This is a genomic window from Pseudomonas sp. KB-10 (assembly GCF_018221585.1).
Taxonomy (GTDB): domain Bacteria; phylum Pseudomonadota; class Gammaproteobacteria; order Pseudomonadales; family Pseudomonadaceae; genus Aquipseudomonas; species Aquipseudomonas yangonensis.
This window is the reverse complement of the sequence record NZ_QYYB01000011.1, coordinates 104806-127548: the sequence shown is the minus strand read 5'-3', so window position 1 is coordinate 127548 and position 22743 is coordinate 104806. Positions and strand designations below refer to the sequence as shown.

Below are 22743 nucleotides of genomic sequence, written 5' to 3'. Positions count from 1 at the left end.
TGCCGTTCTCATAGTGGATTGAAGTAGTTGCACAGGCGCCCGTGGCGTCCTTGGGTGATCTCGAAGTTCAAGCCATATAGCTCGCTCATCCGCGCCTCGGTCACCACCTCGGCCACGCTGCCGGTGCACTGCACAGCGCCCCGTTTCATGGCGACGATGTAGTCGGAGTAGCTGGCGGCGAAATTGATGTCATGCACCACCAGGATCACCGTTCGACCCTGTTCGTCGCAGAGCCGGCGCAGTGCGCGCATGATCTGTACGGCGTGCTTGATATCCAGGTTGTTGAGCGGTTCATCAAGCAACAGCAGGTCGGTTTGCTGGGCGATGGTCATGGCCAAAAAGGCCATCTGCCGCTGTCCGCCACTCAGTTCATCGAGGTAGGCCTGGCGTAATGGCTGTAACTCCAAGAACGCGATAGCGTCATCGACGGCTTGCCGGTCTTGCTCGGTCAAGGCTCCACGGCTGTAGGGGAAACGGCCAAAGGCAACCAACTCCTCGACGGTCAGCCGCAAGTTGAAGTCCGGCGCCTGACGTAAGGTGGCAACGCGCTTGGCATACTCGCGAGTCGGGATATCTGCAATGCGCTGACGGCCAATAAGTATCTCGCCTCGGCTTGGCTCTAGTAGCCGCGCCATGCTCATCAGCAATGTCGTCTTTCCAGCACCGTTAGGCCCGATCAGCGAGGTCAGGCGATGCGCTGGAAACTCGACGCTCACCGCATTAAGCACGGCCTTGGCAGCATAGGTCTTGTGCAGATCGTGGACAGCAATCATGAGGCACCTCGGGTGCGCACCATCAGCACTAGGAAGTACCCGCCACATAACAGGTTGACCAGGATCCCGACGGTGGTTTTGTAGTTGAACAGGTGCTCGACCAGCAGTTGAGCGCTGATGAAGATGGCGATGGCAATCGCGCTGCCCATGGGTAACGTAATGCGATGGCGAAAGGTGCGGGCCAGGGCATAAGTCGCGTTCGCGACGAAGATCCCCATGAACGCTGTAGGCCCGAGCAGGCTGGTGGATACCGCCACCAGCGTGGCAATCAGCGCCAGATAAAGGCGTACCTCGCGCGCGTAATCCACCCCTAGCGAAGTCGCTTGATCGCGCCCCAGAGACAGTACATCGAGGGCTGGCAACGCCTGCCGACCGATTAGCAGGACGCCGATGACCGCTGCCGCCGAGTACAACAGTTGCTCGGGTTGCGCACGATTAAACGAGGCCTGGCTGAAGCCGAGCAGCACAGAAAATTCGCCGGGGCTGACCCGAAGCTGCACGAACTGGGTAAAGGTACTGATCACCATCGTCAGCACCAAGCCCACCAGAAGCAGGACATACACATTGTTGGAGCTGTCGCGGAACAACCAGCGATGAATCGCCCAGGAATAGCCAAGCAACAGCAGCACAGACAATGCGAAGTTGCCGCTACCACTCAGCGCGACCACGCTGTAGGTGCCCATGGCCAGCACCAGAAGCGCCTGCCATAACAGGTAAACCGCTTCGTAACCCATGACGGCCGGCGTCAGGATGCGATTACCTGTAATTGTCTGGAAAACGATGGATGAGCAAGCCACGCAAACGCCGCCGATAAACATCGCCGCCAACCGGGCCAGTCGCTTGGGTATGAGGTAATCAAAATCCATCCCGGAACCCAGGAACAGGAAAACCAGCGCCAGCGCGCAAACCAGCAGCCAGGCCGCATAACCATGGAGGCGCACCATCACCTGACCCTCCGGATGATCAGGGCGAGCAAAAGTGCACCACCGACGCTGCCGGCGGTGAGACCGATAGGCACCTCGAACGGATAGATCAGTACGCGGCCAAGGATGTCGCAGATCACCAATAGCGAAGCACCACCCAGCGCCACGATCGGTAATGTGCGTCGCAGGTTGTCGCCATAAAGCAGGGCGACCAGATTGGGGATTACCAGGCCAACAAAGGGAATAGCGCCGACGGTGATTACCGTGACGGCTACCGTCACCGCCACCAGCAGCAATCCGAGCACCACTGTGGCGGCATAGTTCATACCCAGGCTGCTGGCCATGCCCTCCCCCATTCCGAGCACGGTAAAACGCTGGGCATATAAATAGACAAGCACCACAACGGGCAGGATCAGGTAGACGATCTCGTAGTTGCCTTGCACGACCTTGGAGAAATCACCGAGGAGCCAGCCCTGCATGCTCTGCAGAATGTTGTGCTGGTAGGCATAGAACTCGGCAAGCGCGCTCAGCACACCGCCGTACATCAGGCCGATCACCGGCACCAACGCACTACTGCGCAAGCGTGTTCGCCGGACAATCGCGACGAACAGCAGCCCGGCTGCAAAGCTGAAAATCAGCGCGAAGATCATGCGGCCAGAACGTCCTGCATCTGGCATCAACACCATCGCCAGTAGAATGCCCAACTTTGCCGCGTCGAGGCTGCCCGCCGTGGCCGGCTCGACAAACTTATTGCGCACGATGTGCTGCAGGATTACGCCACAAACGGCCAAGCCAACGCCCGTCAGCACCAGTGCCGCAAGCCGAGGCAAACGGCTCGCCGTCAGGGTTAGCCAGGCACTGCTTTCATTCGCGACCAGCTGGGACCAGTGCAACTGACCAGCACCGATCATCAACGACAGCATGCAGAGCGCCGTGAAGCAGCCCAGATAGCCTGCACGCATCACGCCAGCTCCTGCTCGTCGCCAACAGCAATATACCTACCTTTGGCCATCTGTCGTTGATGCAGAAATAGCGCATAACGACCACCGGCAGCACGCAGCGTATCGGGAGCACCCTGCTCGACAATACAACCGTTTTCCAACACCACGATGTGATCGGCCAAGGCAACCGTGGACAGCTGATGCGCGATAACTACCAGAGTACGGCGACCACGCATTCTGGCCAGTGTCTCGGCGATCACAGCCTGGTTCTCGGTATCCAGCGCCGCAGTGGCTTCATCAACCAGAAGAATCGGTGCATCCTTGAGCAGCGCCCTGGCAACGGCGATACGCTGCCGTTCACCTCCAGAAAGACGTGCCCCACCCTCGCCGACCTGTGTACTTATTCCATCAGGCATACGCGCAAGAATGCTGGCCACACCAGCCTGCCGTGCAGCCTGGAAGATGTCGTCATCACTGGCGTTGGTTCTGCCGATGCGAATGTTGTCGGCGATGGTGCCTTGGAACAGGTAGCTGTCCTGAAAAATCTGGCTGATATGCCCGGCCAACTGTTCACTGCCCATATGCCGTACATCCACCCCGCCGACCAGCAGGCTGCCCTGGCTGACGTCAAAAAAGCGGGCTATCAGCCTTACCAGAGTGGTCTTGCCGGAACCGGATGCACCGATCAGCGCCACCATGCTGCCCGGCGCCACCCGCAGATTGATATCGTTGAGAACCGCATCCTGTCCCGGTGCGTATGCAAAGCTGACATGTCGTAACTCGATGGAGCTATCAGCCGGCGTTTGTGGCTGACCAGTTTCCGGCAGGGCTTGCGCCGCAAGTATCTCCATCGCGGCAGCAAGCTGGCCCTTTGCGCTACGCAGGATTTCACCGTAGCTGGCGATCTCCAGCAGCGAGTCGATATAGCGGCCGATCAAAAGCAAAGCGACGACCATCACAACCATTGACGACGCTTCTACATGGGCATTGATCTGCTCAGCGAGCAGGAGGCCCGCTACGAGCAGCAACACGGCAAAAATCATCTGCACCGCCCAAGCATTGAGCACTGCCGACAATGACGAGCGGAAGATCAGGCGCGCGGCCGACTGCCGCTGCTGTTCGATAGCCTCTTCGAGCAGCCGGGTACCGCCGCCTTCGCCGTTGAAGGCACGTAGCACGGACTGCGATTGGGCGAATTCGACCACGCGCTGGCTGGTCGCAGCAAAATCACGCTGGAATGCAGCATCGACCGAAGCACCCAACCCTGAGGTGAACCCCAGGATGCCGGCCAGGAACGGCAATGCCAGCAATGCGATAAGCCCCAGCTGCCACTGCACCACGAACAGCGCCCCCACAATCAACAGTGGGGTTAATAGGCTGCTGATCAGTGGAGTGAAAACGTGAGCAGGAAGCTGCGCCACTGTCATCATTCCCTGACTGATGACGTGACCAAGCTGCGCCTTGTTCGTGGCGTCGAACCAGCCCAGCGGCAGCGTCGCCGCATGGTCACCGATACGCTGCCGCCCACCACGCAGTACCGCCACACCCACCGCAATCCCGGCCTGCTCCACCTGTCGCCGCAATATCCAGCAAACCAGTACGCCGGCCAGTAGCACGGCGAACCACAACATGGCACTTTGGGCATCGCCAGCAAGCAGCCGGCCCAACGCCGGTACCAGAGTAATGATGGTCAGCCCACTCAGCAGAGAGTAAGACACAGCCACGTAAAGATAGCGGCTCAGCACGGCGGCTTCCTCGCCAAGCAATCGCTTCATGTCCTTCAGCATGCCGGCACCGCCTCAGGTTGGTCGCAACCACCCAAAGCCCAGAGCCTCGCATAGAGGCCTTCTCGCAGAAGAAGTTCGTCATGCCTGCCCTGCTCACGGATACGCCCCTCGTCGAGTACGATGATCTGCTCCGCATTGATCACGGTTTCAAGGCGGTGTGCGATCACCAGCAAAGTACGGTCTGTAGCAAATATCGACAGCGCATCCTGAATCGCTGCCTCACTCTCGGCGTCGACGGCAGCAGTAGCCTCATCAAGTACCAGCACAGGAGGATCGAGCAGTACGGCACGGGCGATGCTCAAGCGTTGCTGTTCGCCACCCGAAAACTGTGCGTCCTCACCGACAACCGAGTCGTAGCCGCGTGGCAATCGAAGGATGCGCTGATGAATGTTCGCGACCCTCGCGGCATCTTCAATCTCCAACTGACTGGCATCTGGACGCCCCAGAGCAATGTTTTCGCGTACGGACGCGTGGATCAACCGCACGTCCTGCAGTACGAAACCGATATGCTGGTAGAGCTGAGCAGTCTCGATCCGGCGTAGATCGACCCCCCCCAGGGTGATACGACCCTCACTAGGATCGAAGAACCGGAGCAACAAGCGCGCCACTGTCGACTTACCCGCCCCGGACGGCCCGACAATGGCCGTAGTGGTTCCAGGCTTCAGGATGAAGCTTAGATCGCAGAGGACGCGGTGCTCGCCATACGCATAGCTGACCTGTTCCAGGCGTACCTCGCTATCCCTCGGGCGCTCTGTAGCGTATGGTACCGGCTCCGCAAGCAGCGGCGTTTTCAGCAGAGCCTGAATTCGCTGAGCAGCAGCCGTGGCGTTGCCCAGATCATGACTAACGGTGTGCAGCAGCATCAAGGGTGCGCAGAGCCATGGCGTCACCAGAACGAACGGCAATAACTCAACGGGGGTCATCCAGCCAAGCGTGACGAAGGACGCCCCCGCGAGCAGAACCACACCAAGCACAGAAACCGGTGCAATGAGTGCGTTTGCACTCGCCATCGAGCCCACCAGCGGGCGGGTGAACTCAGTAAAAGTATTGGCGAAATCGTCGACAGCGCTCCGGTAACTTGCATGGGCTCTGCCGGTGCTGCCGAACGCCTTTACCACCGGCATTCCGTTGACGAACTCGATCACTGCGTTGTCAATACGCGCCATGCCGGCCACGAACGTCTGAATGTTCGCCCTACTGGCTTTCATCGCCCTGCCGAAAAACAGGAAGAATCCAGGGAATGGCAGCAGCGCGAGGATGGCCAGGCGCCAATCCATGGCGAACAGGTAGATCACCGAGATCACGATGACGCCTAGCGCACGCCCAACTGTGGTGAAGAAATGCGCAGTCAGGCTGTGCAGAGTAGCAACGTCATCCTGCATTGCCTGCTTGACCTCTGCCGAGGCGCGACTGTCGAACCACCCCAGCGGCACTCGCACCAAGCGCTGCGTGATCACCATGCGCAGATGATGAGTGAAGTGATTGTCAGCCCTGTGCGCCACTAATTCGCCCGCAAAGATCAGCGTCATGCCTGTGAGCAGACCGACCAGGCATATCCCCAGCCGCCAAAGAATCTCGCGTGACAGGCCTGCCGAGGCAGTATCGCTGTCGGCAAACACCAAGGCGGCAACATGAGCGATACCGGCCAATGGCAGCAGCGTGAGCATCGCCCCAAAGGCAGTTAAAGCCCCTGCCAGCAACAAACGCCCACGTATGGGTTCAAGCAATCGGCTTATCGAGCCGGGCTCCCTGGGTGTGGCAGAAGCCTGTTGATCAGCGCTCATAAATAAAGGAATCCAAGACAGCGAGTGAACGAGCAAGGCGAGATGCCACTGCGCATGAGAATTATAATCACATTTAGTTGCATAACTATAAACTAATTTGCGAAAAGCCAATGAGGCAGCTACAAGACACTTCCCGCAGAAGGAAGGAACTGGAATGAAAGCGCCGCAAAAACCCGCTGCTCGCGGAAGGCCCCGCACCATCACACGCGAACGAATCGCCGACGCGGGAATATCCATAGGTCTGCCGAACATCACCTTCGTCGGGCTCGCAGCTGCGATTGGGGTGAGCCACATGGCGCTGTACAAGCATGTGGCGAACCTGGAGGCACTGAAGATTCTTGTGGCCGAGGAAATCTTCAACCGTTGGCAGATCCCTCGAGCCGATGAAGGCGAGCGCGTTGAACTCAAGGACTACCTGTTGCGTTTCTCCGACTCGATTCAGGCTTTTGTAAAGGCACACCCCGGCCTAACGCCTTACGTAATCCGTCGCTCAGTCGCGACAGAATCGATGCTGACGAAAATCGTCGAGCATCAGATGCACATCGCCCGCTGCTACTCGATATCTGATCAGGAGGCCCGGCAACTGTTAGCGACGGTAGCTTTTCACTGCTTCGCTGTAGCAGACACGGTGTATTCGGTTGCTGGCCGCGACTCTGCAGACGAGACACAACGCGCCGCCGAGGAGGCAGAGATGGAAACCGAGCTGAGCCAGGGCATGCACGCACTGATCGTTGGCAGCCTTGCAGCACTCTGATTCACCACGATTGCTGTCACGAGCCGACTGCGGCAGTTGGGTGGCAATGCCCAAGCCTGATGAGGCAGCATTCCCAAGTTGGCATGGGGGTTCTACCCCGTTAACACGGAAACTTTCGAGTAAGCTCACACCGAGCTGAGGAGTGTTCATGAAGCGCAAGAAATACAGTCCCGAGTTCAAGCGGGAAGCCATCGAGCTGGTTCGTCGTTCAGGGGCGAGCTGTCGACAGGTGGCCCTGGAGATTGGTGTTGCTCCCAACCTGCTCACACGCTGGGTGCGGGAGACATAACCAGGCACTGAGAAAGTCTTTCCTGGAACGGGAAGCCCGCGGGATGAGGAGCTTGCCCGCCTCAAGCGCGAGTTGGCCCGAGTAACCAAGGAACGTGATTTTTAAGAGACGCGGCAGCGTACTTTGCCAAGGAGTCATCGAGCGGTACACGGTGACCCAGCGCTGCCGCAACGAGTACCCGGTACGATTGATGTGCCGTTGCCTGAAGGTTTCTGCCAGTGGCTATTACGCTTGGCAGGATCGTGAACCAAGCCCGCGAGCTCAGGAGAATGCGCGCTTGGTGAGGCGCATTCGGGAGATTCACGAGGACAGCCGTGGATTTGCTCGACAAGGGCAAGGCCGTCAGCCTGAACCGCGTTGCTCGCCTGATGGCGGCTGAGCGAATTCAAGGCTGGCCACGCCGGAAGAGGCGTGGTTTTGGAAGAGTAGCCAGCAGCCGTCCAGCAGGGGTGAAAAACCTGCTGGAGCGCGATTTCACCGCGCAGGAACCAGAGCGCAAGTGGGTCACGGACATCGCTACCCAGGAAGGTAAACTCTTTCTATGCGTGGTGCTCGACTTGTACAGCAAGCTGGTGATCGGTTGGTCGATGCACCACCGCCAGGATCGGCAGATGGTGATTCGAGCGGTGGAGATGGCGATCTGGCAGCGCCAGAGTGACTGGTCAGTGATCCTGCATTCGGATCGCGGCAGCCAATTCACCAGTGCTGACTACCAGCGTTTTCTGAATCGCAACACGCTGGTTTGCAGCATGAGTGCCGTCGGGCATTGCGGTGACAACGCTGTCTGTGAAGGCTTCTTCGATCAGCTCAAACGGGAGCGCGTTGCCCATCAGTCGTATCGAACTCGTGATGAGGCTCGGGCGGATCTATTCGACTACATCGAGCGGTTTCATAACCCACGAATGCGTCGTAGAGTCGCCCGGCAAGATCTGAAGTTTTCAGCCCTTTTCAAACCGTCCGTGGAAATGGGGTAGAACCCCGTGGCGCGCCGAGCCCTTTACAAAGCTCACTGAGCTGCTGGAGTTTTTCGACCATAGCGGAGCCTCCGACGAGGAAAAGGAACTCTATGTCGACAAAATTAAGAGGCGCTGGAGCACGCAAAAAACGCGCGAGAAGGCTGTCGAGAAGAAGCAATACAACTTTGTGCTCCCCCTGAGCGTCAACGCAATCCTGGACAAGCTTGCTGAAGAACACCAGCTATCCAGAACCAAGGTCTTGGAGGCGCTTATCCTGAGCGAGGAACAGCACGAGCTGTATCTCCCGAAACAACCCACCAGATGAGCCATCTGGTGCCTCGAAAAACCAGTGGCACAAAAAGTGGCACAAAATTCGAGCGAGACGGAAAACCCATCAGGCATAAAAAAATCCAGTCACCGCTAAGTGACTGGATTTTCTAGGGTTTTTTGGTCGGGACGGAGTGATTCGAACACTCGACCCCTTGCACCCCATGCCGGAGGTCTAGCTTATAAGGCATTGATTTTAATAGGATAATTTTGAGCGCTCGCTGCAGCCACTGCTCTACTCTATCCAACGGTTTTCAACGATTCCCCGCAAAAGTCCCTAAGTAAACTGGCACTGCCCCAAATCCAATGGAACTACTCTCTGCCTAACAACGGCACTCCCGCATCGCTGCGGTTCCTCAACAAGTTTCTAATTTAGTGGCAATTACAACGCTCAGTAATACTGCTTGATCTTCTGCGCCACCAGCTTTCAACGATTTCCCGCAAAAGTCCCTAATCAAACTGGCACTGCCCCAAACCCAATGGAACTACTCTCTACCTAACAACGGCACTCCCGCATCGCTGCGGTTCCTCAACAAGTTTCTAATTTAGTGGTAATTACAACGCCCAGTAATACTGTTTGATCTTCTGCGCCATCAGCCTACGACGCTCGGCCAGAAACGCTTCGAACCGCTCGGGCTGGTAGGCTGCCAGATCCTCCGGGAGACAGTTGGCGGCCAGATTGGCTTTGAGATCATCCACTCGGGTGATCGCACCGTAGCGGGCCTCACCCTTCTCGCACTGCGCGAAAACAGCGTCCATATAGGCCGCCGGGGCGGTGTCGCCGATTTTGATGTTCACTTCCTGCTGCACGTACACGTAGTTGGCCACCTGGTTGTACTTGCTTCTGAGCAGTCCCTGCTGCTTGAGGAAGTTCTTCGGGAAGATGTGATGGATATCGCCGTGATGGGTAAGCATGTCACGCACGGTGATGTCCTTGGACAGGAAGCCCTTGTCCCCGCGATTGGCCTGCGCGGCCCAGAATACCTTGATGGCCGGGGCGTTGACTGAGGAGGTGTTCAGCGCCTGCGGCAAGCCGAAATCCCAGAAGGCGTCGGACAAATCTGCGGCTTCGATTTCCGCCAACACCTCGGCAAATGGCCGCTCGTGCACGGCCTTAATGTCCTTGTCGAAACGCGATTCCGGCGAACCCGAATAGCGGCCCGTAAGCAGCGACATAACGAACCAGCGGCGCACCCAGCTTTCGATATTGGGGTTGTTGCCCAGGTCGCGCTTGAGCTTGAGGTACAGTACGTAGGCGAAGTTAAGCGCGTTGACCGAACCGATCATGGAGCTATCCACGTAACCGGCCGAGCGGACGATCATCAGAAAGCGCTTGAAGTGCGTCTCGTTGATGAACTCTTTCACCCCTTCGCTCAGGGTCTTGAACGACGCCTCTTCGATTTCCTTCTCGTAGCTGCGAGTCTCGAAGTTACGCCCCGAGAGCAGGCCGACCAGATCCGACAGTCGTCCACGGTTGAAACGAGTGGTGAATGCAACCCGCAACATGTCCGAGTAGCTGGGGTCGTACAAGTCGTCGTTCTCGCCCTTCAGCCAACGCATGGCCTTGAAGTAATCGGTCTGCACGAATGCTTTGTCGTTGCTCTCGATGTGCGCGTAAAACTCCGGCGCAATGGACAGGTGGCAGAAATAGTCGATCGCCTTGCGTAGCGTGTTGCCGTCGAACTCCTCGTTGGCAGCGATCTTTGACATGGCGAAGTCCGCCTGACTCAACACCACACCCTTGGAATTGATGCGGATAAAGATTTCGGTGACCGTCTCGATATCCAGATCAGCTGCCAACTCGATCAGACCGATTTGCTTCTTGGTGATATCGCACAGCCTGTCCAGCCGTTCGTAGAGCAGATCTTCGTCCACCCCAGGATTCAGCTCCAGATAGTCACGGCCCACCTTGTGCGCCTTGAGCTCACCGCTGACGATGGGGGCGATATCGGCAAACCAAGCTTTATCCTTCTCGATAGCCGGGTTGCTGACCTCAAAGCGCTCCTCAATAGGGTGAAAGGCGATGCGGATACGCACCTGCTGGTAATCCTGGTTGATTACCTGCTGCCCGGCGATGGCGGCAGTCAGTGCCGTTACCCGCTGCTGACCATCGATCAACACCTTCTTGCCTTCGGCCAGCGAGCCGTCCTTTAGCTTCACCGTCGGGTTGCGCCAGGCAATGATGTAACCCACCGGAAAGCCCTGATACAAGCTGTCCATCAGATCGCGCACTTTGGTGGCATCCCACACGAACGGCCGCTGGATTTCCGGGATGGCGATCTCTCCGGATTTCACCCACGTCAGCAAGGTTTCGATCAGGTGCTGATTGACGGAGTATTTCTGCGCTGACATGGGCATTCCTTTGCATACGTATAAAACGAATCTACGCGCTCGCAGCTGGCGGCAGTTCTGCCAGACCGGACCGGGTGATATATGGCACTTTGCCAGAGGGTACCAGATTGGCAGCGGCTTCCAAGTGCACATCCTGATCATCGAAGAAGATATGCGGGTTGAAGGCCCTGAGGACTTTGGGCTTACCGACTCCGCCCAAGAAGAACGCCTCATCAACGTACACGCCCCAAGCGCGCAGGGTATTGATGACACGCATTTCCGAGGGCGAATTTCGCGCGGTGACGATGGCAATCCTGATCGGAGAATCCTTGCCGCCAGTGGGTAGGCGCTCCTGCAGACGGGCCAGCTTTATCAGCAGGCTGGCATAAGGGCCCTCTTCCATCGGTGTATGTTGCAGCGCATCTTCCTGGGCCTTGAACGCGTCCAGTCCCTGGGTCTTGTAGACCAGCTCACTGGCATCGGAGAACAGCACCGCGTCACCGTCGAAGGCAATTCGCACCTGGCCCTCGGGTATTTGCGGGGCGTTGGCGGGTGGCGGCTTGAGGATGGCTGCAGCACAGCGCCTGGAATCGATGACCTTTTGCGCGTCCTCCACATTGGTGGTCAGGAACAGGTCCACATCGAAGGCGTCCATGTAGTCGGCCACCGACTCGCCGCCAGTAAAGGCCGAGCGGGTGATTGCCAACTGGTCGCCGCGAATGGTCTTAAGCACGCGAATACCGGTGTCCGGACTATTGCGTGACATCACCACCACCTCGACCAACGGGGAGGTCTCGCCACCTTTCATATGCCGGTTGAGGTCGAGCAGCGCCTTGACCAGGTGATAACCAGTACCTGGGGCAAGCGGCTCGTCCTCACGCGCCTGCATATAACGACGGTAGTTATCAATCACGCTTTCGGGATCGGCCTCTAGCGCGGCCTTGAACATCTGATCGGACTCACTCATGTCGAACAGAGCCGTCGCGGAAATCCCGACCACCAGGGTTTTGCTTAAATCAAGCGCCATAAAGCCTACCTTCCAGCCACCTAGCACCACCCGGTATGGGCAAAGAGAACACCGCTTTCGAATGGGTCATACACCACCCTGGACTCAAGGAACCAGCGCCAGCAAATTCTCGATCAACTCTTTCAGTTCAGATCGCTGCTCAGTTCCCTCTTGGTACATCGAGCGCTGGAGGATTTGGTCGGCATTCATCAGAGGCCAGAATCGATCTGAAACGTCGTCTGGTTTCATCCCCACTGCGTCACCAATGATCTGCTTGGCATCGCTGGTATCGGTGAAATTAACCACGACACCGGCTTCTTGCAGAATCAAATCTGGACACAGGTAGTTTTCGATTTCACGCTTACGAGTCGAATAAAACGCCCGTCCAAGCCCTTCAACTTCTTGTTTTCGCTTGAGGTTTGTCTTGTGCTGAAAGGAATCACCAAGATCTGAGTCCAGGAAAACGCACCACGGCAGGCCAATTTCGTCGGCAAGCTGATGGGTGACCCAATGCTTCACGTTTCCACAGCCGCCAACGTGAATCGGGATAAGCCCCTGATCATCGAGATCGCGGTCAATAACGCTTGCCGCCTTGAGGGTGCTAGCTGTGTGACGCAGGAAGGTGATATCGCTCTTGCCCTCCACCAGGATGATTCCCTTCGCCCGCTCCATACCCGTTTCGGGGAGCACACCCAGACTCTCGGCGGCCTCCTTGAGCACATCGTCATTGGGCATCCTGACTGTGGGGATGTCGTTTTCGTCCTTGGTGACGTAACGGATGCCATCGATGGGCATCAAGCCGGCCAGGGCGGGGACGTGGGTGGTGACGATGATCTGCCGGTTGGGCTGGCTGGAAAGCTCCAGCAACGCCTTCATCAGCATCATCTGGTAGTTCGGGTGCTGGGAGGTCTCCGGCTCTTCGATGGCATAAATCACATTACGCTGGGAGCCCACTACCGCCTTCTCCGCCTCGGCGCGGAAGAAGTTGAGCAGGATCAGGCGGCGCACACCGCTGCCGCGCTTGTTGATGGGGATACCGTTCTCACCATCTAGGGTAAAGCTGAAACTCCATTTGGGCTTTTCCTTAAAGCGCGGGGTCAGCTCATTGGCTAGCTCGGGGGCCATTTCCCGGAGCTTGTCGAGGGTACGGGCTGCGACATCAAGGACACTAGCTTCAATCTGCTGTTCCAGCACGCTGATCTGATCCTGCAGCGCAGCCTGAGCCTCCTTGACCGCCTGTTGCAGCGGGTTCTTGGCCTCAGCATCGCCATCGCTGCTTTCACGATCCGCCTTGAACAGGGCGAAGGTGGGAAGCTGGCACTCGATCTTTTCCCAGATAGACTTGCTGTCGGTCGAAAGACCTTTGCTGACGTCGAGCAGCATCTCCTGACAGGCGATGGGTTGTGCTGCCGCACGGATAGCCTGCCGCCACTGTGAGGCCACACGTTTGTCCGCCACTTGCTCGGCAACGCCTTGCTGCTCACCAAGCTTTTTTAGTTCGGCCATTTTTAGGCTCAACAGCCCAGCCAGCGCTTCATCCGCAGGATGCAGACAGCGGATGGCGGTACGCTCCAGCTTGCCGGTGTTGCCCTTGAAGGTTTTGACAATCTCCAGCGCGCCCTCGGCGTTGAGCAAGTATTCCTGCGCCAAGGACGTCTGGGCATTTTCATCCAGCACCAGCGCTTCAGGTAGGCCGTCGAACTCACAGGCAATCTCGAACTGCTCAGCGCCCTCGCCCAGGCTGAAGCAGTTCATATCGCTCTTGTCCGCCTTGACGTCGCCGCTCTCGAAGAAGATGGCCAAGGCTTCGAGGATGGTCGATTTGCCATAGTCATTACGACCGACGATGCCGGTCATGGCTTGGTCGATGGGAATAACCGTGGTGGCGCGGTAGCCACGAAAATGAGTGAGCTTGACGGACTTAAGGCGCATGGGGATTTCCTTATCTACAGCTGGCCAGCAAAGGCTTTTTGAGACAGCGCACTGAAATTCAACACGTTCAGTTGATGTGCAGATTCTTGATTGCTCGTGAGCGATTTGCTTTTCCAGTAAACAGCTGAAAACTCTCTTTGCTTTTGCATATCCGGCACTGGAAGCTCAATGGCATAAAGCTCTTTTGTGCGAATCCCCTTCACCGTACTACCGGAAGAGCGAGCATAAATTAAGTCTTGGATAAAAGGATGCAGCAACAAGAACAGGAGGTATTCATGTGTCACCTTCCCTTTGGATCGCAGAGCTACCAAACGCTGACCAATTGCAACCCTCTCATACTCACCTAGCAAGGCAACATTTCCGAGTGGTGCTTCGGTAGTAAAAAGAACATCGTTCTTTCTGGGAAAGCCTCTCGTCATCCATGCGTCATAGTTTTCTTCGGGAATGTACTCTCTCGGCTCATCATCAACATAACCACTCTTGACGTTTTTTGCCGTTATCAAAGGAATTCCAGAATCTGATTTCTCAGGTGTCTTACCTCTGTAGTCAATGTAATCAACCAACTCCAGCAGCTTGTACTTTTGCGAGCTTGCGTACCCAGAAGATGTGACAAGCTCACCGAACATGTCCAGAAACACGGCGCGGAGGAAGTCGTCGGCGAGCTGGATGGCTTGCTGGCGTTTGCGGCGAATGGCGTCGGCTTTGTCGAGGATGGCGGCGATGCGCTTTTGTTCAGGCAGGGGGGGTAGTGGGATTTTAAGTTTTTTAATATCCCCGAGAATTATTCGCCTCAGCGCTGACCCTGTCTTGTTTTTTGAAGCCTGCTCTAACACTGACGGACTTCTTAGTACATGACCAAGATAATTAGAGTCAAGCTCACTTGATGGCCTCAAAATTGCCAATGAAGAAAGCACCGCAAATTTTTTATCCTCTTGCACCACATGAACTTTTCCAACAGTTCCATCTTTCGAAAACAGAACATCGCCAACCTTAGGTGCCGAATTTCCAGCATTAGCCTTTTTATACTCTTCCTCGGAAATTTTTGAGCAGCACAATAGATCCAACCCATTATCAGATACATCTTTTACTGTAAGAAATGGAATACCTACTCCAACATCAGGAGGCGTATAGTGAGTTCCATCTGTTAACAGTGAACAAACTTCTTGTAGCGTAACCAGCGGCCAACTCACAGCATCTCCTCCAGCTCATCCAGATCCGCCAGAATCTCCTGCTCCAGCCCTTTAAGCCGTTGCAGAATCACCTTGGGGTCTTCGTACTGCTCCTGCTGGTACTCCACTTCCTTGTAGCGGTTGATGGAGAGGTCGTACTTATTGGTAGCGATGTCCTCGGCAGGCACGACAAAGGCCTTTTTGCGCTTGTCGCCGAACAGGGTATTGATGGTGCTGGCGCTGATATTGCCCTCCACCATCTGCCGGTATTTATGCCACTGCGCGATAGCGTCGGGCAGGTCGTTGCTGCCCTCGCCTTTCAGCTCGGTGCGCTTGTCGTCCAGCGAGTAGCCGTCGGCCTGCAGGTCGTAGAACCACACGCGTTCGGTGGTGCCGCCCTTGGTGAAAATGAGGATGGCGGTGCTGACGCCGGCGTAGGGTTTGAACACGCCGCTGGGCAGGCTGACGACGCCTTCGAGCTGGTTGTTGTCCAGCAGCTCGCGGCGCAGTTGCTGGTGCGCCTTGGAGGAGCCGAACAGCACACCATCCGGCACGATCACGGCGGCGCGGCCACCGAGCTTGAGCGAGCGCAGGATGTGGGCGACGAACAGCAGCTCGGTCTTCTTAGTTTTCACCAGGCCGAGCACGTCGGGGTTGGTGTTGCTTTCATCCAGGCTGCCTTTGAACGGCGGGTTGGCCAGCACCACGTCGAAGAAGTTTTCTTCCTGCTGCGGGTAGTGCTCCTTGATGGATTTGCTCAGGGTGTCCTGGTAGCGGATGTTCGCGCCGTTCACGCCGTGGAGCATCATGTTCATGCTGGAGACGCGCAGCATGGTGGTGTCGAAGTCGAAGCCCCAGAACATCTGGCTGTTGATGTGCTGGCGGTAGGGTTCGAGCTGGTCGCCGGTGTAATGCAGGTTGCCGTCTTCGTCACGGAAGGTGCCTTCCGCGCTGGAGTGCACGCGGTTGAGGTATTCCATGCTGCGGGCCAGGAAGCCGGCGGTGCCGCAGGAGGGGTCGCAGATCACCTCAGTGGGCTGCGGGTCGATCAGCTCGATCATCGCGTCGATGATATGGCGCGGCGTGCGGAACTGGCCGTTGATGCCGGCAGTGGTGAGCTTGCTCAGCAGGTATTCGTAGATATCGCCCTTGACGTCGCTCTGGGTCAGCGGCAGGTCGTTGACCATCTCCACGGCGGAGGTGAGCACGGACTCGTTCTTGATCTCCAGATCGGCGTCCTGCATGTACTCGCTGATATGGCCCAGACCTTCACGCGCACCGCCCTCGCCTTCGGCGCTGCCCAGGGTAGCGAAGAACGGGTAAACGCTCTGCTTGAGGTGGCTGTGCAGCTCGCGGCCGCTCATGTTGCGGAAGTTCTTCCAGCGCAGCAGCTGGCCTGCCGGGGTATTGGGGAACAGGCGGTCGAAGGGTTTGCCGGTGCGGTTGGCCTTGCGCTCGGCCACGTCTTCCTGCATGTCGAGCATGCGCGCGAACATCAGGTAACTGATCTGCTCGATCACGGTGAGCGGGTTGGTAATGCCTCCGGTCCAGAATTTTTCCCAGAGCTTGTCGATATGGTTGCGGATTTTACCGGTGAGCATTCAGTGGTCTCGATCTATGGGTTGTACAGCCATCAGGCGGGTGTGCTGGGCTGATCAGGGTTCTTCAGGAAAGGTTTCAGCACGGCGACCAGTTCGGTGACATCGGCGGGAGCGAATACACCGTCGATACCTTCGTGGGAAATGCTGTCGAAGGGTGGCTCGTAGAGTTTGTCCACAACGATGCTGCCGTACTGGGCGATGTAGTTTTTCAGCAGATTCATGAAACGCACCTGCTGAGCGGTGAGGCTGGGGTGCTCATGCAGGAACTGCGTGAAATGCGCTTCGATGGCTTTGGCATCCAGGCCGATGATCTCGCGCACAGTGAGGTGCAGCTGATCCGCCGTACGACCGTAAAACTCGTTGAGCACCTCCAGGCTGACACCGGGGTGACTGGTGAGAATGGCCGAAGTGAGAGTTTTCAGCTCCGGTTCGGCAATGGGCTCACCCTTGTGAATCCTCTGCAGGGTCGGGTTGGCCGCGAGCATGGTATCGAGGATATCTTTGAGGCGACGTCGGTAGATCATGGCCTCATTGGCACCGGCAATGATGACCGTACGCTCGTTCACTTCCACCCCGTCGTCACTAGTGCGGGTGCTGGGCATGACATAGCCGCCCGTGCTGCCGGTTTGCCGATATTTCATGATGCCGCGTAGTTCTTGGCGGGCATTTTCTAGTTTGTCGATGCTCGGCTGCAGCCAGAAATCGGCACTGCGCACTTCGGCGATCAGTGCGTCCTTCTGACGTACGGCCTGGATGTTGACTGCGAGCTTGTCCAGCTCGGCGAGCAAGACCATTTTACCGTCATCGAAGCAACTGGCCTGCTCGACAAGGCAGCATTGAATACCGGCGATGAGCTTATCCAGCGCTGAGGCATGTTTGTCGCGCAGCACGCGAGCGGACATCAGCGGCGCGATGGTGTTTGCCAGTAGATGTTGAGTTTTGCCGTCGAACTGCTGCAGTTGCTGGGTTTGCTGCAACTGGTGCACGGCCCGCAGCTCTCGCTTCACCGCCACACTGGTATCGGGCAGGTCGTTGATGTCAGCACGCAACAAGGCGATGGCGGCATCGAAAGCAGCGGCGTGATTACGATGCAGGGCGGCCTGGGCCAGCGCCAGACGGGCCTCGAAGGTAGTTTGCAGCAGGGATTTGCTGCCGGTGTCTTCAGGCTCTTGATATTCCTGCTCGAAGAAATCGAAGTTGCCGTAGTGATCGAAGATCAAGAATTCACTCTTGTCTTTATCAGGACCAAACAGATTGGGACGCAGGCGTGTACCGCGACCGATCATCTGCCAGAACTTGACCCAGGACTTGACCGGCTTGGCGAACACCAGGTTGACCACTTCTGGAACATCGATTCCGGTGTCGAGCATGTCGACCGATATGGCGATGCGGAAGTCGTTATCCGGTTTTTTGAATTCCCTGATCAGCGTATCCACGTGCGGGATCTGGTTGTGGATGACCTTGCAGACCTTGCTGCCGTACTGGGGGTAGAGCTTGCAGAAGAGCGCCTCCAGATGCTCGGCATGATCCTGACGCTGAGCGAAAACAATGGTCTTGCCGACCAGTGAGCCGGTCTCGTCCTTAATGCCGTTATTGATCAGGTTTTCCAGAATGATGCGGTCGGTATCTTCACTGAAAATCTTGCGACCGATGTCCTTGCCGGCAATGGTGGTGCGCTTGGCTTCTTCTTCGCCGAGGTCTTCTTCGAGCTGGCGCTTCTGCTCGTCGGTAAGGTCGTTGTAGTGAATGCCATCGCGCAGGAAGTCGGTGGTCAGATCACGCACACGGAACGGCACCAGATATGGCGGCTCGTTATTGATGGCGGCATCCAGTCCAAACTCGAAGGTGGGGTCCGTGGTTTCACAGTCGAAGATATCGAAGGTGTTACGGCTGATGAACTTCACCGGGGTAGCAGTGAGGCCTACCTGCAGGGCATCGAAGTAGTCGAACAGGTCGCGGTACTTGTTGTAGATGCTGCGGTGGCTTTCGTCGGCAATGATCAAGTCGAAGAAGCCCACATCCAGCTGGGCAAAGCGGTTCATCATGCCTGGGTAAGTGGCAATGTAGACGCGAGCGGTCTGATCAACTTTGTTGGTTTCACCAATCACGCAGCGCGGTTCGCTGGGCAGGTTTTGCTTGAAGGCGTCATCAGCCTGTACACGCAGCTCTTTGCGGTCACAGAGGAACAGCACGCGCTTGGCCCAGCCGGTGCGAAGCAGCAGTTCGGCCAGAGCAATAGCCACCCGGGTTTTACCGGTGCCGGTAGCCTGAATGATCAGAGCCTTGCGACGTTGATCCTGGAACCGCTTGGCAACGGTCTTGATGGCTTCGATTTGGTAGGAGCGATCGGCAATGTTCAGATCGGGGTTGTGCTTCTCCAGCTCAGGGATGCGGTACTGACGCTGGTAGATCAAGTATTCCAGGCTGTCTTTGCTGTAGAAGCCATACACCGGGCGATAGGTGTTGTATTGCGTATCGTCCCAGATGAAGGTTTCGTAGCCGTTGCTATAGAAAATCACCGGACGCTGCATGCCCATGCGCTCGAAGCCGTCCGCGTACATGCGGGCCTGCTCGCGCCCCGCCTGCAGACTGACGTTGCCAGATCTCTTGGCTTCGATCACGGCCAGTGGCTGACCGTTGTCACCCCATAGTACGTAGTCAGCCTTACCTTTGCCGGAGAGGTTGTCGGGGAAATCGACTTCCACTTCCCGGCCGACCTGTGCGGAGTTGCTGACATCCCATCCGGCTTGCAAAAGCATGGTGTCGATTAGCAGCGCGCGAGTCTTGGCCTCGTTCCACTGCAGGCTGTCGGCCACCTGCTGGCTCTGTTGCTGACGCTTTTGCTGGTCAGGCTTGGCGGGCGCGTCGACCTTGTCGAGGTGACGGGTGCGCTCCTGCTCCAGCTTGTCCATGACGCGCTGCAGCTCTTCTTGCTGCTGGTTGAGTTCCTTCTCGTAGCTGGAGACAGTTTTCTGCAGGCTGGCCAGCATCGCCGTTGGGTCTTTGACCTCGGCGAACTCAGGGATCGAAGCCTGCTCAGTGCCGTAGTACTTGATGGCCATGTACATGGCCAGTTGGTGGGCGGTCTTCAGCGCCAGCTGGGCATTGCGCAAATCCCCTTCGGCGCCGTGGGCAGTGTCGTTGCCCTGAATGCGCAGGAAGTTGATCTGGTGCACTAGCGGCTTGCTGACGCAATCGACAAACACCGGATTTTTTACCAGTTCGTAGAAGCTCGACTGCGGCATACGCGGCAGCAGTTCTTCCTTGTAGATGGCTTTAGTCAGCTCTTCAGCGAAGCTGCGCAGACGGGTAAGCGCACTGCCCGGATCGATATGCAGCACGGCTTCGGCCAGGCCGGCAAGGTTTGCCAGCAACTCGTTGCCGGGGCGGAGGAACTCGAAGTTGACTGATTTCATAAAGGCGATTCTGTCCATATCGGCCCCATAGCGAGGACCGTGCCAGTTTTATTCGATGCCGTATTTGTCCATCCAATTGCTCAGCGTTTGCTGGCTTTTAAGACCCAGCAGGCTGGCAGCGCGGGTTTTGTTATTGCCGGTTAAAGTCAGCGCCTTGCGCAGATAATGCCCTGCAACATCGGCGATTACCTGTTGCAGATCAATACCTTGCGTAACATCCATGGCCAGTACATCAGCCTGGGCTTGCGGCAATTTGAACATCGCTTGCTCGATATCATGAGCCGTTATCAGATCGCCCGAACACCACAGCGCTGCGCGCAACAAGGTGGACTGCAGTTCGCGAACATTGCCACGCCAGGGGTTCTGGAGAATAAGATTTTTTGCCTCTGCGGAAATTTTCTTATCGCCGAGGCTTGCGTCCTGGCTGGCAATGACTGCCAGCAGCCTTTCCGACAGTAATAGCAAATCACCTTCGCGCCCTCTGAGCGGCGGGAGGTGTAATAGCCCCACAGCAATGCGATAGAACAGGTCTTCACGGAAGCGCCCTTGGGCGACTTCCTGCATCAAGTTCCGGTGAGTGGCGGTGATCAGCCGTACGTCGACCTTGAGCTCCTGGTTGGAGCCGACCGGAGTGAAGGTGCCTTCCTGCAGTACACGCAGCAGTCGCACCTGAACATCTGGCGTCAGCTCGCCGAACTCATCCAGAAACAGCGTCCCGCCATGGGCCTGCTGGAACACCCCGGGCCGATCTGCAATAGCGCCGGTGAATGCGCCCTTCTTGTGACCAAATAAGGTTGAGTCGATCAGCTCCGGCACGATGGCACCGCAATTCACCGCCACAAAGGGCGCCGCAGAACGTGGACCGGCATTGTGAATGGCGCGGGCAAACAATTCTTTGCCAGTGCCGGTTTCACCGTATATCAGCACCGGCACCTGCTTCGCCGCGAGTATCTGCGCCTGCGCCTTGAGGGCCAGCATGCGCTCGCTCTGCGTCACGATGCTGTCGAAGGCTGCGTCCACAGGCGCATCAAGCCCGGCGAGCTGAACCAGTTTGTCGGTGCTTATGGTATTGGCAGCCGGCACATACTCGGCCGCGATCTCGAAAGGCACCTCGACCCGCTGAACGCCTTGCTCAAGTGACGACTGGTAGAACGTCGCCGGATAACGCGTTTTGCCCAGCAGAATCCACACCGCTTGCATCGCAGGTGTGCCGGGGCTGAGCAGAATAGAAAGCTGATTAGCAGAGGTACTGAGGCGCTTTAAATGCTGACTGGCGGCCTGGTAGATCTCCCCGAAATGAACAGGGGAAGACAGGGATACGTAATGCGCGGTGATTGGTACATCGACCTGCTGGCGCAGCCAGGCCAGGTAGGGTTCAACGCGCTCGGCGGGGTATGAACAGAGAAGCTCGACGCTATCAACTGGCACCGTGTTCAGGGTGGACAGAATTGGACCTAACTCCTGGCCATCAATGGCTTTGAGATCGTTCCCACCTACCCAGCAGGCCAACATATTCTGCTGTTTCGCCAATTTCCCTGCACTCCCTAGACATCTCCAGACCACCTTCAGGTTGAAGAACAATGCGCGCTTTCGTGCGAAACGGATGGTAAACCATCCTGCCAATGATGGCTCATTGTTAGCTACTAAAACTCAAGCTTACCGGGCCCCTCTACCACCTCGCCCCTCACGAAACGGCAAAAGCGCAACTTGCAGTGCATCTACGCCACAGTAGGTTGCCATCCTGAAACCCTCGGGCTAGAGTGCGCCCGTCGTGGTAAATCCCACGGCCGGGTGTAGCAACCTAGGAAACCAAGATGCGGCAGCGTCATAGCGCATAGCCAGTGCCTCGGCACTGCGTTATCGCGTCTCTATGGCGGGCCGTACGGGGCAGGCTTTTGCCTGGCCGGTTCCCTTGGTTCCCGGTTTGCTACCCCCGTGCGGTCCGCCTCCATATTGTGTAGCAACGATTGGTGGCGGCTCCTTAATCGAACCAAGGAGCATAAGGAAAATGCGCTACCCCTTTTTTACCCGAGAGCTCCGCCTTGGGCTTCAGGTCTTGCTGTTCACCTCTGATCAGGAGGTGCGCCATGGCTGAGTTCGAATCCTGCGTCGTACCTTTCCCGCTGCAGCGAAGCCCGCTGCATGAATCCGAACGCTCTCCCCTGCCCTCTGAAGCTGCCGCTGAACTGCGTGGCGTGATGCTCGGTAATCTGCTTGATCAGTTGGCTGAACCTGAGGGCTTGCAGCCTGCGGATCTGCGCGTGCGTATCGCTGCTTATTCAGCGTTGGCTCTGCTCGATGAAATGGTCGTGCTCTATCGCCGTGCCCTCTCTGACGTTCGAGGAGGTGCCAGATGAGCAAGGGCGTGATGACCTACCTTCCACCTCACGACGGCCATCCAGGAATGGAGATCACCTGGGCTGCCGATTGCAGAGAGGCATTCGACCAAGGCGTGAAGCTGGCACAGACCTGGATCGACAATGCCCGCAGTGGATGGCTATGGGCAGTGATGATCGCCGAGCGCGACCTGCTGCCCTGCGCTATTGAGCGGCGAGCTTTTGAGGTGGGTTTCCTGAGTCGTATCCACCAGCGTATGTGCTCGCATCTTCGCTGCGGTGAGCAGGCCGAGATCTATACCGCGGGTGATTGCTTTGGCCACAGAAAGACCCTGACGCTCGCAGGAGCGAGCTGTCAGGGCTGACCTGAGCCATGGCAAATGCCAATGAAGAAGTGGCCTGTTTACACAGACCAGGA

General features: G+C 57.1%; 15 protein-coding genes and 1 pseudogene. 4 read left to right on the top strand and 12 right to left on the bottom strand.

What is annotated here, in order from left to right:
- Window positions 1-8 precede the first annotated feature (8 nt).
- The 5 genes from DXK50_RS23500 to DXK50_RS23480 are packed head-to-tail and all read right to left on the bottom strand — an operon-like array spanning window position 9 to window position 6208.
- Window positions 9-773, bottom strand: a complete 765-nt coding sequence (locus tag DXK50_RS23500; RefSeq protein ID WP_212631944.1) for an iron ABC transporter ATP-binding protein — start codon at window positions 771-773, stop codon at window positions 9-11.
- Window positions 770-1717 (bottom strand): iron chelate uptake ABC transporter family permease subunit, encoded by a 948-nt coding sequence (locus tag DXK50_RS23495; protein ID WP_212631956.1) that lies wholly within the window; start codon window positions 1715-1717, stop codon window positions 770-772. The genes DXK50_RS23500 and DXK50_RS23495 overlap by 4 nt, the downstream gene beginning before the upstream one ends.
- The gene (locus DXK50_RS23490; protein ID WP_212631943.1) at window positions 1717-2658 is read right to left on the bottom strand and encodes an ABC transporter permease; all 942 of its coding nucleotides are present in this window, start codon (window positions 2656-2658) and stop codon (window positions 1717-1719) included. The genes DXK50_RS23495 and DXK50_RS23490 overlap by 1 nt, the downstream gene beginning before the upstream one ends.
- Window positions 2658-4424, bottom strand: coding sequence for an ABC transporter ATP-binding protein (locus tag DXK50_RS23485; RefSeq protein WP_212631942.1), 1767 nt, complete (start codon window positions 4422-4424; stop codon window positions 2658-2660). Before DXK50_RS23485 ends, DXK50_RS23490 begins: the two co-directional genes overlap by 1 nt.
- The gene (locus DXK50_RS23480; RefSeq protein WP_212631941.1) at window positions 4418-6208 is read right to left on the bottom strand and encodes an ABC transporter ATP-binding protein; all 1791 of its coding nucleotides are present in this window, start codon (window positions 6206-6208) and stop codon (window positions 4418-4420) included. The genes DXK50_RS23485 and DXK50_RS23480 overlap by 7 nt, the downstream gene beginning before the upstream one ends.
- Before the next feature lie 154 nt (window positions 6209-6362).
- On the opposite strand from DXK50_RS23480, the gene DXK50_RS23475 reads away from it, so the two are divergent.
- Entirely contained in the window at window positions 6363-6962 is a 600-nt protein-coding gene (locus DXK50_RS23475) for a TetR/AcrR family transcriptional regulator (RefSeq protein WP_212631940.1), read from the top strand.
- A 148-nt stretch (window positions 6963-7110) separates the two neighbouring features.
- Window positions 7111-8225 (top strand): annotated as a pseudogene (locus tag DXK50_RS23470) (IS3 family transposase).
- 864 nt (window positions 8226-9089) lie between these two features.
- Here the strand turns inward: DXK50_RS23470 and DXK50_RS23465 are convergent.
- From DXK50_RS23465 to DXK50_RS23435, 7 genes are all read right to left on the bottom strand, one after another.
- Window positions 9090-10886: a GmrSD restriction endonuclease domain-containing protein gene (locus tag DXK50_RS23465; RefSeq protein ID WP_212631939.1), complete on the bottom strand. Its 1797-nt coding sequence runs from the start codon at window positions 10884-10886 to the stop codon at window positions 9090-9092.
- 31 nt (window positions 10887-10917) lie between these two features.
- On the bottom strand, window positions 10918-11892 hold the full coding sequence (locus tag DXK50_RS23460) for a 5'-nucleotidase (protein ID WP_212631938.1): 975 nt from the start codon (window positions 11890-11892) through the stop codon (window positions 10918-10920).
- Between the two features lie 84 nt (window positions 11893-11976).
- Window positions 11977-13803: an AAA family ATPase gene (locus DXK50_RS23455; RefSeq protein ID WP_212631937.1), complete on the bottom strand. Its 1827-nt coding sequence runs from the start codon at window positions 13801-13803 to the stop codon at window positions 11977-11979.
- Window positions 13804-13817: 14 nt separating this feature from the next.
- Window positions 13818-14993, bottom strand: a complete 1176-nt coding sequence (locus tag DXK50_RS23450) for a restriction endonuclease subunit S (protein WP_212631936.1) — start codon at window positions 14991-14993, stop codon at window positions 13818-13820.
- Window positions 14990-16573, bottom strand: coding sequence for a type I restriction-modification system subunit M (locus DXK50_RS23445; RefSeq protein WP_212631935.1), 1584 nt, complete (start codon window positions 16571-16573; stop codon window positions 14990-14992). Before DXK50_RS23445 ends, DXK50_RS23450 begins: the two co-directional genes overlap by 4 nt.
- Before the next feature lie 32 nt (window positions 16574-16605).
- Window positions 16606-19989, bottom strand: coding sequence for a type I restriction endonuclease subunit R (locus DXK50_RS23440; RefSeq protein WP_212631934.1), 3384 nt, complete (start codon window positions 19987-19989; stop codon window positions 16606-16608).
- A gap of 48 nt (window positions 19990-20037) precedes the next feature.
- Window positions 20038-21570, bottom strand: a complete 1533-nt coding sequence (locus tag DXK50_RS23435; protein WP_249186991.1) for a sigma-54 interaction domain-containing protein — start codon at window positions 21568-21570, stop codon at window positions 20038-20040.
- Window positions 21571-22076: 506 nt separating this feature from the next.
- Between DXK50_RS23435 and DXK50_RS23430 the strand changes: the two genes are divergently transcribed.
- Complete coding sequence (locus tag DXK50_RS23430; protein ID WP_023106401.1) at window positions 22077-22346, top strand: hypothetical protein; 270 nt, start codon at window positions 22077-22079, stop codon at window positions 22344-22346.
- A complete protein-coding gene (locus tag DXK50_RS23425; RefSeq protein ID WP_212631933.1) occupies window positions 22343-22690 on the top strand; it encodes a LasR-specific antiactivator QslA in 348 nt (115 codons plus the stop codon). Before DXK50_RS23430 ends, DXK50_RS23425 begins: the two co-directional genes overlap by 4 nt.
- The last annotated feature ends 53 nt before the right edge of the window (window positions 22691-22743 follow it).